At 43.0% G+C, this 22,327-nt stretch carries 14 protein-coding genes and 1 tRNA gene; 2 read left to right on the top strand and 13 right to left on the bottom strand.

All coding sequences use genetic code 11. From position 1 onward, the window contains the following. The first annotated feature begins 149 nt into the window (after window positions 1-149). Both purL and purF read left to right on the top strand, forming a co-directional pair. Window positions 150-2,369, top strand: coding sequence for a phosphoribosylformylglycinamidine synthase subunit PurL (gene purL / locus VGA95_06240; GenBank protein ID HEX9666145.1), 2,220 nt, complete (start codon window positions 150-152; stop codon window positions 2,367-2,369). Beyond that, window positions 2,362-3,777 carry an amidophosphoribosyltransferase gene (purF, locus tag VGA95_06235; protein ID HEX9666144.1) on the top strand — a complete coding sequence of 472 codons (1,416 nt, stop codon included), beginning with the start codon at window positions 2,362-2,364 and terminating at the stop codon, window positions 3,775-3,777. The genes purL and purF overlap by 8 nt, the downstream gene beginning before the upstream one ends. 533 nt (window positions 3,778-4,310) lie before the next feature. On the opposite strand, the gene VGA95_06230 is transcribed toward purF, so the two are convergent. The 13 genes from VGA95_06230 to tuf form a co-directional block, all read right to left on the bottom strand. Further along, a complete protein-coding gene (locus VGA95_06230) occupies window positions 4,311-7,028 on the bottom strand; it encodes a valine--tRNA ligase (GenBank protein ID HEX9666143.1) in 2,718 nt (905 codons plus the stop codon). Window positions 7,029-7,121: 93 nt separating this feature from the next. After that, entirely contained in the window at window positions 7,122-11,207 is a 4,086-nt protein-coding gene (gene rpoC / locus VGA95_06225; GenBank protein HEX9666142.1) for a DNA-directed RNA polymerase subunit beta', read from the bottom strand. Between the two features lie 41 nt (window positions 11,208-11,248). Further along, on the bottom strand, window positions 11,249-15,355 hold the full coding sequence (rpoB, locus tag VGA95_06220; protein ID HEX9666141.1) for a DNA-directed RNA polymerase subunit beta: 4,107 nt from the start codon (window positions 15,353-15,355) through the stop codon (window positions 11,249-11,251). Window positions 15,356-15,468: 113 nt separating this feature from the next. Next, window positions 15,469-15,867, bottom strand: coding sequence for a 50S ribosomal protein L7/L12 (gene rplL / locus VGA95_06215; GenBank protein ID HEX9666140.1), 399 nt, complete (start codon window positions 15,865-15,867; stop codon window positions 15,469-15,471). Window positions 15,868-15,919: 52 nt separating this feature from the next. Beyond that, window positions 15,920-16,459, bottom strand: a complete 540-nt coding sequence (rplJ, locus tag VGA95_06210; protein ID HEX9666139.1) for a 50S ribosomal protein L10 — start codon at window positions 16,457-16,459, stop codon at window positions 15,920-15,922. Between the two features lie 83 nt (window positions 16,460-16,542). Continuing rightward, the gene (rplA, locus tag VGA95_06205) at window positions 16,543-17,265 is read right to left on the bottom strand and encodes a 50S ribosomal protein L1 (protein ID HEX9666138.1); all 723 of its coding nucleotides are present in this window, start codon (window positions 17,263-17,265) and stop codon (window positions 16,543-16,545) included. 101 nt (window positions 17,266-17,366) lie between these two features. Continuing rightward, entirely contained in the window at window positions 17,367-17,783 is a 417-nt protein-coding gene (gene rplK / locus VGA95_06200; GenBank protein HEX9666137.1) for a 50S ribosomal protein L11, read from the bottom strand. A 1-nt stretch (window position 17,784) separates the two neighbouring features. Continuing rightward, window positions 17,785-18,342, bottom strand: coding sequence for a transcription termination/antitermination protein NusG (gene nusG / locus VGA95_06195; GenBank protein ID HEX9666136.1), 558 nt, complete (start codon window positions 18,340-18,342; stop codon window positions 17,785-17,787). A 26-nt stretch (window positions 18,343-18,368) separates the two neighbouring features. Beyond that, the gene (gene secE / locus VGA95_06190) at window positions 18,369-18,572 is read right to left on the bottom strand and encodes a preprotein translocase subunit SecE (protein ID HEX9666135.1); all 204 of its coding nucleotides are present in this window, start codon (window positions 18,570-18,572) and stop codon (window positions 18,369-18,371) included. Window positions 18,573-18,590: 18 nt separating this feature from the next. Then, a tRNA-Trp gene (locus VGA95_06185) sits at window positions 18,591-18,664 on the bottom strand. A 371-nt stretch (window positions 18,665-19,035) separates the two neighbouring features. Continuing rightward, window positions 19,036-21,603 (bottom strand): choice-of-anchor U domain-containing protein, encoded by a 2,568-nt coding sequence (locus VGA95_06180; protein ID HEX9666134.1) that lies wholly within the window; start codon window positions 21,601-21,603, stop codon window positions 19,036-19,038. 409 nt (window positions 21,604-22,012) lie between these two features. Then, the gene (gene rpmG / locus VGA95_06175) at window positions 22,013-22,171 is read right to left on the bottom strand and encodes a 50S ribosomal protein L33 (GenBank protein HEX9666133.1); all 159 of its coding nucleotides are present in this window, start codon (window positions 22,169-22,171) and stop codon (window positions 22,013-22,015) included. An 11-nt stretch (window positions 22,172-22,182) separates the two neighbouring features. Further along, window positions 22,183-22,327: elongation factor Tu (gene tuf / locus VGA95_06170; GenBank protein HEX9666132.1), on the bottom strand; the 145-nt coding region annotated here is incomplete at its 5' end.

The raw sequence follows: 22,327 nt of genomic DNA, 5'->3' as shown, positions 1-22,327 counted from the left end.
CAATAAACATTATACTTTGAACTTTAACGCAAAATGAACATGACGATTCGACATTATAGAATATTTTAAAACACAATTCAATAGGAAATTTCCCTATTTAACTTAAAGAACGAATTCAATTTTTTTAACAGGTATAATTATCTCCAAATATGTCCGAACTGAATAATCTAAGACTTGCCCTCGACCACGGACTGAATAGGAACGAATATAATAAGATTATATCCGAGCTTGGAAGGGAACCCAATATGACTGAAATTGGCATATTGGCCGCGATGTGGTCTGAGCACTGTTCATATAAAAGCTCTAAGGTGCATCTAAGGAAACTGCCAACCGAAGGGAAAAGGATAATTCAGGGGCCTGGTGAAAATGCGGGCATTGTTGACATCGGCGATGATCTTTGTGTTGTTTTTAAGATGGAGAGCCATAACCATCCTTCGTATATAGAACCCTATCAGGGTGCGGCCACGGGGGTCGGGGGCATTCTGAGGGACATTTTTACTATGGGTGCGAGACCAATCGCCCTGCTTGATTCACTCAGATTCGGTGATCCAAATCTTCAAAAGACGAAATATTTATTAGAGGGTGTTGTCTCCGGCATAGCCGGTTATGGTAATTGCATCGGTATTCCAACTGTGGGCGGAGAGGTTTATTTCGACGAGTGCTATAACGGAAACCCCATTGTAAATGTCTTTGCAATTGGAATCACAAAAAAGGATAAAATATTCAAGGGCCTTGCAAAGGGAGTTGGAAACCCAGTTATATATATCGGTTCAAAGACCGGTAGAGACGGTATTCATGGAGCTGTCATGGCTTCAGAAACATTTTCTAAAGAGGCAGAGGAAAAGAGGCCTACGGTACAGGTGGGCGACCCTTTTACAGAAAAGCTACTGTTAGAAGCCTGTCTTGAACTCTTTAAAACTGGTATTGTGATAGGCATACAGGATATGGGAGCTGCAGGGCTAACATCCTCCTCAACTGAAATGGCAAGCCGCGCGGGCACAGGGATTAAGATATTCATTGAAAAAATACCAAAAAGAGAAGAAAAGATGACTCCTTATGAAGTCATGCTATCAGAATCTCAAGAGAGAATGCTGATTGTTACACAAAAAGGGAAAGAAAATATTGCCGAAGCTATATTCGAGAAGTGGGGTCTTGATTTCGGTGTGATTGGAGAAGTTACAGGTAATAACAGGCTGGAGATAGTTGGAAATGGAGGTATTGTTGCAGACATTCCGATCAGCTTAATCACAAATGAAGCGCCAATATATTCAAGGCCTTTTAAAAAGCCGGCTTATTTAAAACACTCGAGGAGATTAAACCTATCATCAATTCCAATACCAAAAGATTTGGGGTCGGTTCTACTAAAGCTTCTTTCATCACCTACACTTTCGAATAAGAAATGGATTTTTGAACAATACGACCACATGGTAAGAACAGATACCATTACTCCCCCTGGCTCCGATTCGGCGCTAATAAGGATCAAAGGAACAAAGAAGGCCATAGCACTCACCGCTAACTGCAACTCAAGGTACTGTTATCTTGACCCTTACGTTGGGGCGATGATCGCAGTCGCAGAAAGCGCAAGGAATCTTGCCTGTTCAGGGGCAAAACCTTTGGCTATCACAGATTGTCTTAACTTTGGAAGTCCGGAAAATCCTGGAATTATGTGGCAATTCATTAAATCAATTGAGGGGCTAGCGGAAGCCGCAAATTTCCTGGGCACCCCTGTTGTGAGCGGGAATGTAAGCTTTTACAACGAAACTGGGGGTAAGGCAATTTATCCAACTCCATGCGTCGCAATGGTAGGGCTGATTGAAGATTTGGATAACCACCTTACACAGTGGTTTAAGAATGAGGGGGATGTCATTGTAATCCTCGGGGAAACTAGAGAAGAATTTGGGGGCAGTGAATACCTGAGACAAATCCATGGGCTTGTCTGTGGAAGTCCACCTGAAATGGATTTAGAAACAGAATCCAGTCTTATAAAAGCTTTACTTGAAGCATCTAAAACCGGTATAATAAAGTCTTTACACGATCTTTCGGAGGGGGGCTTGGCAATCGCTCTTGCTGAATCTAGCTTTACCCCATTTGGACCTATTGGAGCAAAGATTAAAATAAATAACAACCACCATATGAGAGAGGACGCAATACTTTTTTCAGAATCCCAATCAAGGGCATTGATGTCCCTGGATAGAAAGGATTTCCCTCATTTGGAGAAAATATGTCAAACTTATAGCGTTCCGATGGAGATAATAGGAGAGGTCAAAGGAGATAGTTTGTTAATTGATGGGCTTGTAGACATTAATATATTGGATGCCCACAGAGTCTGGAATAACGGATTCGAGGATTTATTCAAAACCTATGCATGAGCTCAAAGAAGAGTGTGGTGTATTTGGAATATTTGGGCATCCTGAGGCAGCAAACCTCACTTATCTTGGTCTCCACGCCCTACAACACCGTGGTCAGGAAAGCGCCGGTATAACGACTTCAGACGGCCAAAACCTTTACTCACACAGGGAAATGGGTCTTGTATCCGAAGTCTTTACCGAACAAGTGATTGACAGGCTTCCAGGAAGAAATGCAATAGGTCACGTGAGATACTCTACCACGGGATCAAGTCATAGTAAGAATTCACAGCCCATAGTCATCACCTACTCCAAGGGACAGCTCGCTATTGCACATAATGGCAACCTTACGAATGCAAGAACCATAAGAGAAGAGCTAGAAAAGGATGGCGCTATCTTTCAATCTACAACTGATACGGAGGTTATTGTACATCTGATTGCCAGATCCAAAGAGGAGAATTTAGTAACGAGGATTACCGAGTCATTGATGAGATGTAAGGGAGCTTATTCTCTCGTGTTTCTCACACCAGAGTATCTGGTTGCTGCTCGGGATCCGTATGGTTTTCGACCGCTTGTCTTAGGAAAGCTATTAGATGCCCCTGTTATAGCGTCTGAGACATGCGCCTTCGACTTGATAGAAGCCGAGTTCTGCAGGGAGATTGAGCCCGGTGAGATCTTGCTAATAAGCCGAAAAGGACAAGAATCATTTAAACCCTTCAAAAAGTCAAGGCACGCTTACTGCGTTTTCGAATTCATATACTTTGCGAGACCCGATAGCCAGATCTTTGATAGGAACGTATATCAGGTGAGAAAAGAGCTGGGAAAACAATTAGCGAGAGAACAACCATCCGACGCAGATATTGTAACTGCTGTTCCCGACTCCGGTGTTCCTGCGGCGATAGGCTATGCTGAAGAATCGGGACTTCCTCTCGAACTCGGACTATTAAGAAACCATTATGTGGGTAGAACATTTATAGAACCACAAAAATCAATAAGAAATTTCGGGGTCAAGCTAAAGCTAAACGCAATCAAGGATGTACTTCGTGGCAAAAGGGTTGTGATAGTGGATGACTCAATTGTCCGAGGTACTACAAGCAGAAAAATAGTAAAGATGATTCGTGGTGCCGGCGCTAAAGAGATTCATATGAGGATTAGTTCACCCCCTATGAAATTCTCCTGCTACTACGGTATAGACACTCCTACGAAAGAGGAGCTGATTGCAAACTCTCTTGATGTTGAAGAGATAAATAAATATATCACGTCCGACACTCTCGGATATCTAAGCCTTGATGGCGTTATGAAGGCAGTAGCCAGCTATAAATCACTCGACAACAACGACAGCTTCTGTAATGCCTGCTTCACTGGGAACTACCGTGTACCAATAACAGAATTTAAAAAACCCTTAAAACAGTTCCATCTTTTTGACAGATAACCAACTTCGGATAGTGATTCTAGCTAAAATATTTGGAGAGACCCCTTCAGCGCACACGTTTACGAATAACACTTTCAATAGAAAGGGACATCGCTCCTATGCTACATCAAGGGCATAGACTTGTGGTGCTAAAAAAAAGAGAGATTACTTCAGACCTTTCAGGCCTTCGCAATCGCAGGTGTTATCTATATCGTTCACAAGCTTTTTTACAATTTTATTATTGTTCTTATCATTAAACCTTTTCGAAATGAAAAGCATTCAATTGGCCTTCCAAAAATTGCGTTAAGAAAATCAGAAACGAAGACGTTAAGAAAAATTTGTGGGGTGAGGTTGGATTAAATTTTTTAGTCGGAGCGTATGATTTTTAGCTAAATTTTTGGACAGCCTTGATTTTTGCTTCTTTGTATCAAGACAAAGAAGCTGGAAAGGAACATTAAGATAAGCAAAGCGACTACTTTAATGGCTCGTCGGTAGCCATTCGGTACGCTACAGTGAATTTCCTAATTAAACCAATATATCAGAAAAAACGGCTTCTATCCTATTTCGCTCAATTTTTTGAGCACTTCTTCCATTTTTTGCCTTTTGATTGATAGTTCCTCAAATTTTTCCCTCTCTTTCTCAACCACCTCCTCCGGAGCACGATCGAGGAAGTTAGAGTTTGAGAGTTTATTCCTAGAAGTATTGATATCTCTCCTAACCTTTTCTATTTCCCTCATTACTCTTCCGATTTCTTTCTCAACATTTATTAATCCCTCAACCGGAAGAAATACCTCTATCCCATCCATGACCTGAGCTACAGATTTCGCTGGCTTTCCGTTTTTTGAAAACTCGAGCGAGGAGGCTCCCGCAAGTTTAATTATTATCTCATTATTACGCTTTACCCTTTCAAGAATCGTTTCATTGCCCGGACGCAAGAATACCTTCACCTTATCCATAGGATGCAATCCCACCACCGCTCTTAAATTCCTTATAGCAACTATCAGCTCTTTTACAAACTCTATTTCTCTATATGCTTCTTCACGGATATAATCACGATTGAAACCCGGGTATGAACTGATAGCTATGCTCTCGGCGTCGTTTCCTTCGGGTGTTTTCAGATTAAATCCGAATTCGCGTAATTTTTCATAAATCTCTTCTGTTATGAAGGGAGCAATGGGGCTTAGAATTTGCAAAGCCGATGATAAAACATTGACAAGGATCACCTGTACTCTTCTTTTCGCCTCTTTATTATTTCCATATAGCGCCGGTTTAACTATTTCGATATACCAGTCGCAAAAATCACCCCATACAAACTGATAAATAATCCGCGAAGCCTTATCAAATTCGTAATGATCAAAGGAATCTTCTATTTCCTCTATTGTCATGTTAAGCTTTGTAATTATCCATTTATCTGGAATTGAGAGATTCGTATCAAATGTAGACACTGACCACCTGTTCGTCTCTTCATGATCCAAATTCATAAGGACAAATCTAGAGGCATTCCATATTTTGTTCATAAAGTTTCTGTAGCCCTCTATAACAGGGCGAGAAAGCCTTATGTCCCTGCCCTGGGAAGCCAGTGCAGTTAGACTGAACCTTAGCGCATCAGCACCCAAATCATCCATTATTTCCAAAGGGTCGATTACGTTTCCCTTTGTCTTGCTCATCTTTTCACCCTTTTCATCCCTAACAAGGGCGTGAATATAAACATCCCTGAATGGAACGTCGCCCATAAACCTTATCCCCATCATCATCATCCTCGCAACCCAGAAGAAAAGAATATCAAAACTCGTGACAAGTACAGTTGTAGGATAAAAAATCTGAAGTTCTTCCGTTTGCTGTGGCCAGCCCAAAACCGCAAAAGGCCAGAGACTGGAACTGAACCATGTATCGAGTACATCTTCTTCCTGTTGTAAATCCGTTGATTCGCATTTACCACAGTGTGCCGGTTCATTCACCGACACGGTTATCTCATCACAGCGCTTGCAGAACCAGGCAGGGATTCTGTGACCCCACCAGATCTGTCTTGATATGCACCAGTCCCTGATATTTCGCATCCATTCAAAATACGTGTTATTCCAACCCTCCGGAATAATTTTTGTCCTCCCTTCTTCAACCGCGGCCACTGCTGGGTCTGCCAGTGACTTTGTCCTAACGAACCACTGCAGGGATAGCATGGGCTCAACCACGGTTCCACACCTGTAGCATTTTCCCAGCTGGATTAAATAATCCTCAACCCTCTGAAGTAAACCTTCCTTCTCAAAATCTTCTATTATGCTTTTCCTGCAATCAAACCTATCCAGCCCCCTATATTTTCCAGCGTTTTCATTCATAACGCCCCTAAAGTCTATAACCTGTATCCTTGGAAGATTGTGTTTGTTCCCAATTTCAAAATCGGCAAAATCATGCGCAGGAGTTATTTTCAAGGCGCCGGTACCCATCTCAATATCAACACCCTCATCGGCAATCACCGGGATAAGACGATTAACTACAGGTAGTCTTATCTCTTTCCCTACCGTCCCCTTATACCGCTCATCCCTTGGGTTGACCGCGACAGCTGTATCACCCATCATTGTTTCCGGCCTCGTAGTAGCTACAACTATGTAGCCCTCTTCTCTTTTGTTTTTGTCATCGAGTACGAATGGGTATTTGATATAATAAAGCTTCCCATTTGTATTCTCTCTTATAACCTCCAAATCAGAAAGTGCGGTCTCACACCTCGGACACCAGTTTACAAGATAATTACCTCTGTAAATAAGACCCTCATCATAAAGCCTCACAAACACCTCTCTGACTGCAAGTGAAAACCCTTCGTCCATCGTAAACCTTTCTCTTGACCAATCACAAGAAGCACCTAACCTTTTTAATTGTTGGACTATCCTCTTACCATATTGTTCTTTCCACCTCCAAACCTTATTTACAAACTCTTCCCGATCCATATCACTTCGCTTTATTCCGTCTTTCATCAGCTCCCGTTCTACAACTGTTTGAGTTGCTATCCCGGCATGATCCGTTCCAGGCACCCAGAGAGCTTCATACCCCTTCATTCTCTTGTAGCGTACTAAAATGTCCTGAAGTGTGTTGTTTAGGGCGTGCCCAATATGCAGTGAGCCTGTAATATTAGGAGGTGGGATAACAATAGTGAAAGGTTTTTTTTTAGACTTTGTGGATGCTGTAAAATAACCCTTTTCTGTCCAGAAAATATACCATTTCTCTTCTACGACCCTAGGATCATAGGTTTTTTGAAGAATCAATTTGGTCTTATCATTCATACTGAAAAAGCAACAGGAATTGATATACCAGGACTAGCAAGCTATTAAGCCTTTAAAACTGCCAACCTAATCCTGAATGTCATTTAAACATAATCAGGTAATTTCTTCTTCGACCGGGATTGGCACGGGAATTTCCGGAACTGGCACCTCGACATCAATATATCTGTACATTGGAAGACCCGTACCTGCGGGAATCAATCTGCCCATGATTACATTTTCCTTGAGTCCCCTCAATTGATCCTCCTTTCCCTCGCAGGCTGCTTCGGTAAGAACCCTAGTCGTCTCCTGAAATGACGCTGCGGAAAGCCAGCTACTCGTGCTGAGGGAAGCCCTTGTTATACCTAATAGTAGTGGCTCAGCCGACGCCGGATTTCCGTCCTGAGAAACCACCCTTTCGTTTTCCTCAAAGAACTCCTGTTTTGACACCGCCTCACCCATAAGAAAAGATGTCTCACCCGGATCTTTAATCCTCACCCTCTTTAGCATCTGTCTTACAATGGCCTCAATATGTTTATCATTTATCTTAACCCCCTGCAATCTATATACCTCTTGGATTTCATCTACAAGGTATCTGGCAAGTGCCTTTTCTCCACGGATTCTGAGAATATCATGCGGATTTACGGCGCCATCCACAAGTTGATCTCCCGAGGAAACCCTTTCGCCATCTCTAACCAGTACATGTTTTCCCCGAGGAGAGAGATACTCCTTGGCTTCTCCAATATCAGGTGTTACCACTAACCTCCTCTTACCTTTGAGATCCTTCCCAAAAGATACAATCCCGTCTATTTCACTTACGACTGCGGGGTCCTTAGGGATTCTTGCCTCGAAAAGTTCCGCGACTCTAGGAAGCCCGCCAGTTATGTCTTTTGTCTTTGCTGTTGCCCTAGGGATCTTCGCGACGATATCTCCGGCGTAAATCAGATCTCCCTCATTCTTTTCAATAATAGCTCCTATCGGAACCGAATATTGAACCTGTTTCCCACCACTATCCGTTACAACCAGGGCGGGATGCAGGTCGGGACTTTTTGATTCAATAACAACCTTCTTATATATACCCGTAACCTCGTCGACCTGCTCTTTCAGGGAGATCCCCTGTTCAAGGTCCTGGAAACTTACTTTACCTGTAATCTCGGAAATAAACGGAGTAGTGTATGGATCCCATTCTGCTAAGAGTGCCCCCGCTTTCACCTTCTTACCTTCATCAATACCCAACCTTGCACCCAGAACTAATGGATATCGTTCGCGCTCATATCCCTTCTCATCAACTATGGCTAAAATCCCAGTCCGATTTATTACGACTAGTTTGTCTTCCTTATTCTTGACCGTTCTCACTCCATATAGCTTGACGATTCCTTCGTGTTGACTCTCAAGGGTACTCTCGGCAGCCCTCTGGCTGGCAGCTCCTCCTATATGAAAGGTTCTCATAGTAAGCTGCGTTCCCGGCTCTCCAATCGATTGTGCGGCTACGATGCCTACAGCTTCCCCTATGTTCACAAGCGTGCCTGCGGAAAGATTCCTTCCGTAACATAAGATACAAACGCCATGCCGAGACTCACAAGTTAAGACCGATCTGATCTTCACCTCAGTTATGCTTCCTGTCTCATCTATCCTCTTAGCGGCATGTTCATCTATCTCATCATTACTTCTTACAATTACTTCACCGGTTACTGGATCCTTGATATCTTCAACGGCAACACGGCCTAATATCCTTTCGCTAACCCTATCAATAATTTCACCTCCCTCTATAAGATCGCCAACAGTTATACCTTCGTTTGTCCCACAATCGTATTCGGTGACCATTACTTCTTGTGCGGCATCAATTAGCCTCCTCGTAAGGTAACCAGCATTTGCAGTCTTGAGAGCCGTGTCAGCAAGACCCTTTCTTGCTCCATGGGTTGAGATGAAGTATTGAAGTACCGTCAATCCCTCCCTGAAATTTGATGTGATTGGTGTTTCGATTATTTCACCGGAAGGCTTTGCCATCAGTCCCCTCATCCCAGCCAGCTGACGAACCTGGGTTTGACTTCCCCTTGCGCCTGAATCTATCATCATGTATATAGGATTGTAGCTTGGGACCTTTGTATCTTTGTTTTTGCCATCCTTTAAAACATCGAGTGATAGTTCATCCATCATCTCTTGCGCGACCTCGTCGCTCGTCTTGGCCCAAATATCTATTACCTTGTTATATCTCTCGCCGTCCGTGATTAATCCCTGCGAGTACTGATTTTGCACTTTAACAACCTCTTCATAAGCCTTGTCTAGAAGGATCTTCTTCTTAATAGGTATCTTCATATCATCTATCGAGATTGAGATACCCGCTTTGGTAGAATACTGAAAGCCTAATGTACGCAGTCGGTCAGCAAGAAGCACGGTGCTCTTACCTCCTGCAACCCTAAAGCATCCGTCAATCAATTCCTCGATAGCGCGTTTTGTCATAACCTTATTTACAAGATCAAATGGTATTACCCTGGGCATTATTTCATAGAGAAGCACTCTTCCCACAGTAGTATCATGCATGGTCTCATCAATCCGGACCTTTACCCTTGCATGGAGTCCTATTTCGCCCGAGTCATAGGCCATCCTAACCTCTTCAATACTAGAGAATATCTTGCCTTCACCTTTGTCATTCACCATTTCTCTAGTCATATAATAGACACCTAGAACTATATCTTGGGTAGGAAGTATTATCGGTTTTCCATGCGCAGGTGAAAGGATGTTATTCGTTGACATTACGAGTGTCCTGCATTCAGTTTGCGCCTCTATGGAAAGTGGTACGTGAACAGCCATCTGGTCGCCGTCAAAATCAGCATTATAAGCAGGACACACGAGGGGATGAATCTGTATAGCGAGATCCTCAATCAGAATGGGTTCGAATGCCTGAATGCTCAACCTGTGAAGTGTGGGTGCGCGATTGAGCAAAATAGGGTGCTCCTTAATAACTTCATCCAAGGCATCCCACACGATAGGTGACTCTTGCTCAACTAATTTCTTTGAAATCTTTATAGTCGAAGCAGCTGCCCATTTTTCGAGTTTCTGATAGATAAATGGTCTGAAAAGCTCTAAGGCCATCTGCTTGGGAAGACCACATTGATGCAGCTTTAAGTCCGGTCCGACCGTAATCACTGAACGACCAGAATAATCCACTCTCTTCCCGAGTAAATTTTGCCTAAATCTTCCCTGTTTTCCTTTTATAATGTCACTTAGGCTCTTCAGAGGACGATGGTTATGACCCAGAACAGGCCTCCCCCGGCGACCGTTCTCAAATAATGCATCAACCGACTCCTGGAGCATCCTTTTCTCGTTTCTCACAATGATATCTGGGGCTCCAAGCTCAAGTAATTTCTTTAGACGATTGTTTCGATTTATGACTCTCCTGTATAGATCATTTAAATCAGATGTAGCAAATCTCCCACCGTCAAGAGGTACCAGAGGTCTTAAATCTGGTGGAAGTATCGGAATTCTGGTGAGAATCATCCACTCCGGCTTGTTTTTGGATTGTCTAAAGGCTTCAACAATTCTTTGCCTCTTCGCTATTCTAGCCCGCTTTATAGGAGACGTTACGCTCATTAATTCTGCCTTTAGCTGCTCAGAAAGTTCAACAAGATCAATCTTTTTCAGCATTTCCCTTATCGTTTCCGCACCCATTCCAACCTTAAAACTTGGACCGAATTCCTCTAAAAGTCTTCTGTATTTATCCTCACTGAGAACCTCACCAAATTTTAGGGTAGCATTACCTGGATCAAGAACTACATATGCCTCATAGTAAAGAACCTTCTCCAACTCCTTAAGAGTCATATCTAATAGCATCCCTATTCTGCTCGGTATGCTCCTGAGAAACCAAATGTGGGCGACAGGCGAAGAGAGTTCTATGTGTCCCATTCGTTCACGCCTGACCTTGCTCGATATGACTTCAACACCACACTTTTCGCACGTGTGCCCCCTGTGTTTTAATCTCTTGTACTTTCCGCAAAGACATTCGTAATCCTTCACGGGCCCAAAGATCTTTGCACAGAAGAGCCCACTCCTTTCCGGCTTGAAAGTCCTGTAATTTATCGTTTCGGGCTTTCTGACTTCACCGGAAGACCATTCCTTAATTTTCTCCGGCGATGCAATTGAAATCTTTACAGCCCTGTATTCCGAAGGATTTTTTGGTTTCTCAAATAGGTTTTCAATATCCAATTATTTCCTACCTCCCACGTAAGTTTTTTTACATATACTGATTAAGTTTCAACAATATCCTCCATAAGCTCGACATCCAGTGATAAAGCCTGTAGTTCCTTTTGGAGAACCTTAAACGACTCAGGTAGACCGGGTTCGAATCTCTTATCACCCTTTGCAATCGAATCGAATATTCTGGTCCTTCCCACAACATCGTCAGATTTAACGGTGAGAAACTCTTGAAGAGTGTATGCAGCCCCGTATGCTTCGAGCGCCCAAACTTCCATCTCTCCAAGTCGCTGCCCCCCAAAATGAGCCTTCCCTCCTAGCGGTTGCTGAGTTACAAGCGAATAAGGACCTATAGCCCTAGCATGAATCTTTTCCTCTACAAGATGATGTAGTTTAAGCATATACATCACCCCAATTGAAACCTTTTGATCAAAAGGTTCACCAGTAAATCCGTCGAATAGTATTGTCTTGCCATCCTCCGGAAGACCTGCCGAAATGAGTAATTCTTTAATTTCACTTTCAGTTGCGCCGTCAAAGACGGGTGACTCAACTGGAATACCGTCCTTCAATCTCTTGACAACCTCTAGTAATTCTTCATCAGTCAATTCATCGATAAATTTCCTCATCTTCCTCGAATCATAGACCTCTTTGACCTTTTTCCTGAGAGCATTGTAATCAAACGCTTTCTCGATAAAATCATTTAACTGTTGACCCACTTTCTGAGCGGCCCAGCCAAGATGGGTTTCCAAGACCTGGCCGACATTCATCCTCGAGGGTACACCAAGCGGGTTAAGAACCATATCCACAGGGGTTCCGTCCGGCAGGTAAGGCATGTCCTCTTGTCTTAAAATCTTAGATATAACCCCCTTATTCCCGTGCCTACCCGCCATCTTATCTCCTACCTGGAGCTTCCTCTTTACGGCCACATAGACCTTAATAACTTTGAGCACCCCAGGAGGTAGTTCATCTGGACGTACGAGTTTTGATATCCTTCGGTCATAAACGAGCTTGACCAAATCAATCTGCTCAAGTGTTCTTTCAATATTCCTGTTAACCTCAGCTTCAATTGTTTCTGCCTTCTCAATACTGATATCAGCAGTCTTCTCAATTGATATGCTACGAAGTATGCCCTCCGTGATCTTATCTCCCTTCTTGAGGACCGTTTTCCTGTTTACTATAAGTCTCGCAGATGCAATCTTACCAACAAGTAATTCCTTGATCCGCTGAAAAGCATCCTCTTTTAATATTCTTATCTCATCATCCTTATCCTGTTTGAGCCTGGTAATCTCAAGATCCTCTATACTCTTGGCACGTTCATCCTTATCGACTATCCTAGATAACAGCATCTTTACATCGATTACGGTACCCGTTACCCCTGGCGAAGCCCGAAGGGAGGTATCTTTCACGTCTCCTGCCTTATCTCCAAAGATAGCCCTCAATAATCTCTCCTCAGGTGAAAGCTGCGTTTCACCCTTTGGGGAGATCTTCCCCACTAATATATCGCCAGGCTTTACTTCAGCACCTATTCTAATTATTCCACTTTCATCCAAATTTCTTAAAGCTTCATCACCTGCATTAGGTATGTCCCTGGTAATTTCCTCGCGCCCCAGCTTAGTTTCTCTGGCTATACATTCAAACTCTTCAATATGAATAGATGTAAACCTATCTTCTTTCACAAGTCTCTCGCTAATAAGGATCGCATCCTCAAAGTTGTATCCGCCCCATGGCATAAATGCAACCAAAACATTCTGTCCCAGCGCGAGTTCTCCAAAATGAGTGGAGGGCCCATCAGCAATTACATCACCCTTAACAACTTTGGCCCCCTTTCTAACGATCTGTCTTTGATTCCAACATGTATTTTGATTGGACTTTTGGAATTTAGTAAGATTGTAAATATCGACGCCACCGTCTTCGTCCTCATTACTAGTAGCGCGCACAACGACCCTTGCGGCATCCACATATTCAACAATTCCGTCCCTCTTGGCAACTACAGTGACGCCAGAATCCTTTGCCACTGTACCCTCAAAACCAGTCCCAACGATAGGGGAAGAAGTGCGAAGCAGCGGAACAGCTTGCCTCTGCATGTTTGAACCCATAAGAGCCCGATTCGCATCATCGTGCTCTAGGAAGGGTATTAAAGATGCAGAAACAGAAACTAGCTGAGTCGGAGACACATCCATTAATTGAACTTTATCACGTTCAATCATAAGAAATTCACCCCTGTGACGAGCTGAAACCAGATCCAATGCTAACCGGCCTTCATCATCCAAGGGCGCATTCGCCTGCGCAATTATAAATTTCTCTTCTTCTAAGGCATTCAAGTAAACTATCTCATTCGTAACTTTCCCGTTCTTCAATACCCTGTATGGTGTCTGTATGAATCCAAACTCATTAATCTTTGCGTATGTTCCAAGGCTCGATATCAGTCCTATGTTAGGTCCTTCAGGGGTTTCAATCGGACAAATTCTTCCGTAATGTGATGAATGCACGTCGCGTACCTCAAATCCTGCCCTTTCACGTGTAAGACCGCCAGGCCCGAGAGCACTCAGTCTTCTCTTATGGGTGATCTCAGACAGTGGATTTGTTTGATCCATGAATTGAGAGAGCTGACCGGTAGCGAAAAACTCTTTTACAACAGTGATGACCGTTTTCGGAATTAAAAGCTCACTAGGCATGAGATTCTCTATAGCCTGATAGCCCATCTTTTCTCTTACCGATCTACCAAGCCTTTCAAGCCCTGCATAAAAACGATCTTGAATTAATTCTCCTACCGTACGCACCCTCCTGTTACCTAAATGGTCTATATCATCGGTTGACCCTCTTCCGCCTCGCAAGTTAAGTAAATATCTAACCGTTTCCAAAATATCCCCTTCTCTCAGCGTCAGAACATCATCAGGCACTCCATGATTGAGCTTATAGTTTATTTTGATTCTACCTACCTGAGAGAGCCTGTAGGTGTCGATGTTAGAGAACATATTGTTAAAAAAGGTTTCCGCAACCTTAAGCGTTGGAGGATCGGTGGGCCTGAACTTTTTGTATATTTCGGTGATTGCGTCCTCTTTAGTTTCTACTTTATCTGCTAATAATGTGCTCCTAATTGAACCGACTACCGAGATGTTATCAATATAGAAGGTCTTTATTTCTTTTATGCCTTTCTCTTTTAAATTCTTCAGGCTTTGCTCGGTTATTTCTTCATTAAAATTGACCAATACCTCACCCGTTTCTTCATTCACAACATCCTCAGCAAATGGCCTGCCTATCAATTCGCTTTCCTGAATAGGGATTCGTTCTATTTTTGCTTGTTTAATCTTTTCTATTAGATTTGGAACAAATCTTCTACCCTTTCTAACAATTACTTCATTTGTCTTTAAGTCGATTATATCCGAACTCGCTCTCTGAAACGAAAGAACATCAGGGTCTATACTCTTTTTTAACCCACCTGAGTCAAAATAAACCGTTTCTAATGGATAGTAATACTTCATTATCTGTTTTGCATTAAGCCCAAGTGCCTTCAAAAGCACCGTGACATGAAACTTCTTCTTCCTGTCAATCCTAACGTGAAGAATTTCCTTTGAATCAAATTCAAAGTCTAGCCATCTACCATCTTGAGGAACAATCCTTGCGGTGAATGATACCCTTCCCGAGGTCTGGTCTTTCTTAACCTGATCAAAGAATACACCCGGAGACCGATGCAGTTGATTTACTATGACCCTTTCGGTACCGTTTATAATAAACGCACCGCTCGCTGTCATTAGGGGGATTTCACCAAAATAAACCTCCTGCTCCTTAACATCCCTGATGGTTCTTTCAGGATTGCCCTCCGATGGTGTGTCCCATATTACAAGTCGAAAGGTAACGTAGAGTGGCGCTACAAAAGTGTACCCCTTAAGCCTGCACTCGCTTTCTTCATACTTAGGATTATCGATCCGATAACTCACATACTCCAGAGATGCTTTACCATTATAATCCTCAATAGGAAATGAAATATTAAATGCGTGGTGCAGACCCATATCTTTTCTATCATCAGGTCTTATATTTGCTTGAAGGAAATCGTTATAGGACTTTATCTGCACATCCAGCAGGTGAGGAATTTCCAGAACTCTAGAGATCTTTGCAAAACTTTTTCTCATCTTATATATGCCTTGTCCATTATTACTCATATTACTCACCTTTAAACCCCCTTTTATATGCCAATTCTTAAGGTCACTGAATTGGTAATTTGTTAGAAATAGAAATCAAAACCCTTGATTTCGTTTGTTTGAAAACTTCGTAATCAAACAATCTCTGCAGTAGCCCCTGCTTCTTCAAGTTTCTTCTTGATCGCTTCTGCATTTTCTTTCTTCTCACCTTCTTTTACCGTCTTTGGAGCCCCTTCAACGAGCTCTTTTGCCTCTTTGAGACCGAGAGAAGTTATTTCCCTAACCGCTTTGATAACCTGAATTTTATTTTCGCCTACGGTCTTCAATATTACGTCAAACTCAGTCTTCTCAGCTTCTGCAGGTGCACTTTCGGCTCCCGCCGCGGCAACACCGGCAACGGGTGCCATTGCGATCTGTGGCGCGGCAGCCTTTACGCCAAACTTGTCCTCAACCTCTTTAATTAAATCCGAGATCTCTAACATGTTCGCACTTTCGAGGTACGAAATCACGTCGGCTCTAGTAATCTCTGCCATTTTTTTAAGTCCTCCTTGTTTAATCTAAAGATTTAAACCTTAATATCTTATACTAACCTTTTTGTTCCTCTTCTCTTTCTTTTACTTCCTTCAAAGAATTGAGCACATACAGGAGACTTCTCTGAAGCTCAGTAAGTACGCCTATGAAATTTGCAATCGGATTCGTGAGCATGCCGACAAATTGAGACAATAAGACCTCTTTTGACGGAAGCCTGGATAGTCTTGTGACCTCCTCAGATCCAATCACTTTGCCATCGACTATCCCGCCCTTAAGCCGTACAGCAGGGTATGCCTTCATTGAATCAACGAATACTTTTGCGACAGATGCCGGGTCATCATCACAAATGGCAACTGCAGTCGGCCCTTCAAAAAGGTCATTTATCCTTTCAATCCCGGTCTCTTTAGAAGCTATTCTAAGAAGCGAATTCTTAACAACCCTGAATTCTGCTTTTGCCCTTTTAAGCTGCCTTCTAAGTCTCTGCATTTCCTTTACGCTAAGCCCCTTATACTCGATAACCATGACCGTAGGATTAGCTTTAAACCGATCGTTAATTTCTTTTACTAAATCCTGTTTCAAGGTTTTATTCAACATATCAAACTCCTTGATTCAACTTGGATAACCATGTTAGAAAACGCTTTTCCCTATAAGGACCATTAACAATTGAATTATCAACCCTAAGCCGCAATTTCGAGCCCCTTTAGCGCCTCACGAATATTAACGATATCAACCTTTATCCCAGGTCCCATCGTATTTGAGACTACCACCTTCCTTATGAATGTTCCTTTTGACGACGCAGGTTTCATCTTTGTTAAGTTATCCATAAACACCAGGAGGTTATCCCTTAACTTGCTTGAGCCAAAAGAAATCTTCCCGATTGGAACATGAACCACACCCCCCTTATCATTTTTAAACTCGATCCTCCCCGCTTTTGCTTCTCTCACCATTTTAGCAACATCAAAAGTAACGGTGCCTACCTTCGGGCTCGGCATCAGTCCTCTAGGACCAAGTATCTTACCTAGCTTCCCAACTAAACTCATTACATCAGGCGTAGCAACTGCAACATCAAAATCCAGCCAATTTTCCTTAGCGATCTTATTGACCAGCTCCTCAGACCCAACATAATCCGCACCTGCCTCTTCTGCCTCTTTAACCTTTTCACCACTGGCAAATACAAGAACCCTTATCTTCCTACCTAGACCGTGAGGTAACACCATCGCTCCTCGAACCTGCTGATTTGCCTGGCGAGGGTCTATCCCAAGTTTGACAGCAATGTCGACAGTCTCATCAAATTTCGCGGTTTTCGTCTCCTCTAAAAGCGCTAATGCCTCAATGAGATTGTAAGCATGTGCCAGATCAACCTTGCTTCTAACGTTTAAATACTTCTTGCCTCTTGCCATTATCCCTCCATTTTAAAAATGATGCCGGATTCACGATTCATGATTCATGATTAATATTGTATTCGTTATCCTGCATCGTGCATCTTGCATCCTGCATCGTGTCAAACAACTTCGATCCCCATGCTTCTAGCAGTCCCTTCGATTATCCGTTCAGCCATTTCTATGTCATCGGTATTCAGGTCTTCGATTTTTTTAGCAGCGATTTCTTTTATCTGTTCTTTTGTAATCTTACCCGCTTTCACACGAGGAACCTCACCAGAGCCCTTTTCTATGCCTGCAGCTTTCTTCAGCAGATAGGATGCCGGTGGAGATTTAGTGGTAAATGTGAATGACCTATCTGCAAAAACAGTTACTATCACCGGTATCAAATCACTTAGCCTTGAAGTCTGTGCATTAAACGCCTTACAAAACTCCATAATGTTCACCCCCCTCTGTCCAAGCGCGGGACCAACTGGGGGCGAGGGCGTCGCTTTACCAGCGGGTATCAAAAGCTTTATTTCACCTATCACCTTCTTCATACTATATTTTCTCCACTTGATTGAAATCTAGTTCGATGGGCGTAGTTCTGCCGAAAATCGTCACAAGAACCTGAACCCTTCCTTTATCAGGGTTTACTTCCTCTGTTACACCGGTAAAGTTCGCGAATGGTCCCTCTATGACTTTTACCGTTTCCCCCCTCTCAAAGGATATCTTCGGCTTAGGCTTTAGTGTCCCTTCCCGTATTTGCTGTTTAATCTTCGTAACCTCATCTTCCTGTATGGCAGGAACAGAGTCGGGATCAATCATGCCATCCTTTATTTTCCCTCCCACAAAACCTATTACCTTTGGAATACTCCTAATAATATGCCAACTCTTATCGTTGAGTTCCATTTTTACCAATATGTATCCAGGGAAAAATTTTCTAACAGAGGTCTTCTTCTTCCCACCCTTGACCGGCTCAACTATGGTTTCAGTGGGAATTAGAACCTCGTTTATTAATTCACTAAGATTTTCAGACCTAACCCTGTCTTCAATCGAGGTCTTTACCCTGTCTTCGAAACCAGTATTTGTATGCACCACATACCACCTGTTATTCATGAAAATTATTCTCTCCGTCGTCCCTATCAGCTCAAGATAAATTTAACTGCAATTGAAAATAAAAAGTCCACCAACCCCAAAAAGGCTGCAAGAATTGCCGAGATCAGTACGACTGCACCAGTGGATCTTACGGTTTCTTTTAAAGAGGGCCAGGTTACACGCTTACTTTCAACTTCAACGTCATTGAAAAAGTCAACTGCTTTATTTAAATATTCTCTTGGATTATCCATAATAATTCTTAGTCATTCCAGGGCAGGAGGGAATCGAACCCCCAACCGCTGGATTTGGAGTCCAGTGCTCTACCAAATTGAGCTACTGCCCTTTCGCACCTTTTATATGTGGCCTGTATGATATAACAGATCAACAATTCTCCATATGAATTTGTAATTAGATGAACGTAATGTATAGTGATAGAGTATTAAGAGGTAATGACATTATCGATAATCATTAAATGGTTAAGTATACCAAAGAGAATTTTTTCCCGCAAGAAATTCTATTAAAGATTGGCACTTGTTATAAATAACTTAAACTCTATAGTGTTCCCAATCTTCGGCTGCCTGTCAAGGAATCATCGACAAATTGGTCGGATATGTGGTTATAAACGGAAGATCATTCCGCAGGACCCAATTTCCCAAACGCCCGTTAATATGTGCACCGATGCCTCTGCGGGATGATTATGTGCGCGTGCCTAGACTACTTATTCTTTTTTCGTCTAAAACTCCTCAGTCCGACGGCAAATGCCGGAAGGAGAGGTATTAATAGATTCAGTAATGCTGTTTGGGAAGAAACGGTTTGAGCTATTGAACATCCATCCCCTGACCTACTAGGAGGTTCTTCACTCAACAGTGCCGGGGCACCGGGTTCTACGATCACCCCATTAGGAGTTAGATCAGAGTCACCACGCGCTCCGTCTATGTGATGAACGACAACATTAGTCCCAGATATCTGGGCGCCCGTTTGTCCATCGAATAGGAACTCATAGCAGTGGGGTTGCGTGTTGTCGGGTGTGGGTCCAAACTTAAAATATGAATTAACGATGGTTCCCGGTGGAAGATCGATTATAACCGTTGTCTCATCCCCCGGATTGAGTCCGCTAACAACATATTGATAAGACCCTACGGGGAAGCTTAAGAATTGACCATCGAACCCTTCCGGGCAACCCTGAAGATTCTTCGATAAGGGTTTTACATCGGAGAGTGTCGTACCTTCTTCCGATTCTATAGTCACAAGCTTTCCGTTCCTAGCGTTTGGAAATGTATCTATATTTGGAGGAGGTGTCGGAGTCGGGGTAGCTGTTGGAGTTGGGGATGGTGTTGGAGTCGGTGTAGCTGTTGGAGTTGGGGATGGTGTCGGAGTTGGGGTGGCTGTTGGAGTCGGGGATGGTGTCGGAGTCGGAGTCGGCGTGGGTGTAGGTGAAGGGAGAGGCTCAAAAGCGCCCATCGATATGTCCCTCGGATTATCAACAATATCATCAGGAGGGGGATCAGCCTCTGCTCCCGCAACCGTAACAGCAGCTGTTTTCGTACCTGCATTAGCGGCTGGTGACGCTTGCTCTATGCGATAGTCGTCAGCGGTAATATTGTTAACAAAAAGGGGGTTAGTCGAAATAATCCCCTCCAATATATTGACAAAGCCGACACCAATTCCAGTTCCCACGATATTCGCCGGATCTGTAGTAACAATATCAGAAAAACGAACTGCCAGAGTCGCGCAGTTAGTGGGAGAAGGCGGCGTGCAGCTTGGGCCATCATTCACGAGTGCAATCTGATCACCATCTCCTGCTGCGGTATTGAAGAAAATTATATCGTTAGGCAGCGTCCAATCAATTCTTCCATCCCCTGAGTTATCAGCCAGTATTGCACCTCCCCGAGCTCCTGGATTAGTTGCCTCATTGTCTGCTATCGTATTATTAACAAATTTTATATCATAATCTGAACTAGTCCCATTGGTAACAGCCGCAACTCCTCCTCCCCCAGGATCACCTATTGCTATGTTTTTAAAAATAATATTATTTACAACTGGAAATAGATTGATGGTACCATTTCCTCTTAGGGCTATACCCCCTCCAAATGTACCAGCGCTGTTGTTTCCTATCTCGGTCTTGATGATTGATGCATTTATAGTCGTACCAGTTTCGGCTTCAATAGTAATCCCTCCCCCGTGATCACTGTCTGCCGTATTAAACGTTATCACATCTTTTTCAACTGATGCAGTAACAGGTTCTGTATTACCACTCTTATTAATTATTATGATACCTCCTCCTCCAAAACCAGCAACGGCTGTGTTATTAATAATCGAATTTCCTTGATTCATAACATCAACACTACCCCCATCTCCTCTGATTGCGATCCCTCCTCCTTGATTACCTTGATTACCGCCGAACAATGGGGGGTCAAATGGGTCATTAATACCAATAAAATCACCATCAACAGTAGCATTGAGATTACTACCATCAGAAGCCAAAAGGATCCCACCACCATCATTATCTGCTTGATTATTTGTGAAAGTATCATTCATTATCGTTGCATTGATAACCCCTCCTCCACTAGAAATAACGGCTAACCCCCCGCCTTTCGCAGAGGAATCACTTGCGGAATTGCCATCATAAATATTTGACATGGAGGTAAATATCAATCCACCACTACCATCCGCCTCTGCACATACCCCTCCACCATTTAAATCACCAAGATTTACACCCCCACAATTTGTTGCTGTACCTGACATAGGGTTACCGCCTGTTATAGTAAGGCCCTCTAAGGTTACACCTAAAAGGTCGCTTGTAGTGTTGTTAATCAAAAATACCCTGTCATTCATAGGAGCTTCGACAATAGTGTTTGAGGGATTAAGCGTTTGAGTGGCGCATGTACTAGCTGTCCAACCACCACGTATATTTATTATCTGAGAGTCATCCGCTGGAGCAGTAGTATTATTAATAATAAAAGAATTTCCTGGGCCATCAAAAGGCATCATAGGGAAATTCTGAGCTATCCTTATTGTTGCATCGGGATCGTCAAGATCATCAATACAATCGAGAGCATCTGTAATGTCTGAACATATAACACCGGTGTTTCCACCATTACAACCGGGCGTCATCAGCGCTCCACAAGCAGCCCCACCACCACAAGTTGTTGCTGTACCATCATCACAGCCTACGCAATATGTATCGGCTTGAGCCCTCGTGCTAAGAAAGAGGACTGATGACAGTGTAAACATAATTAAAGATATAATTAACACATATCTTTCAATTAATTTCTCATCCATTTTGATATTCCAATCCTCCCGAAGAAGTTTCATAATTTATATCACCTTTTAATGCTAATTGTCAAGTGCGTATTATAGTTTTTAAATTTATTTCGCAGGACCCGTTTCCCAAACGGGAATTGATCACACTTCGACAGTTCGGCATGCTCACTGCTCAGTGTGAACGGTTATGCTTCTCCATAAAAATTGCGGATTTATATCCGATCATCCTGAGCCCGGTCGAAGGATGAAAATCAACAGATAAAGAATTGCGATAAAAAAGTGTAATGGCCAGAGGGTATCGTCAGTGGGTCTCGAGTTTAGTTCGTAAGAAGAAAACACCCTCCGACAGAACTCATAGTGAACGGATTTATTCTAATACCCAGAAGCTAGTTTATAAAAATCCCTTCCCCATTCTTGAGGCGGAAAGTTACTTGGTCTCTTTATGAAGGGTATGGCTTCTGCACCATTTACAGTACTTCTTAAATTCCAGCTTGTCGGGATGGTTTCTCTTGTTTTTCTTTGTCGTATAGTTCCTTCTCTTACACTCGCTGCAAGCAAGCGCGATAATTGCCGTGTTGTCTCCCATCTTATTTCTCCTTACTCAATGATGCTTGTTACCACACCGGCACCCACTGTCCTTCCTCCCTCCCTTATTGCAAACCTTACCTGCTCCTCCATTGCCACGGGCGATATCAACTCAACCTCCATGTTTATATTGTCCCCAGGCATTACCATCTCCACC

Source organism: Thermodesulfobacteriota bacterium, from assembly GCA_036397855.1.
Classification (GTDB): domain Bacteria; phylum Desulfobacterota_D; class UBA1144; order Nemesobacterales; family CSP1-2; genus DASWID01.
The sequence above is the reverse complement of the archived record's forward strand: the minus strand, read 5'-3'. Positions and strand labels throughout refer to the sequence as shown.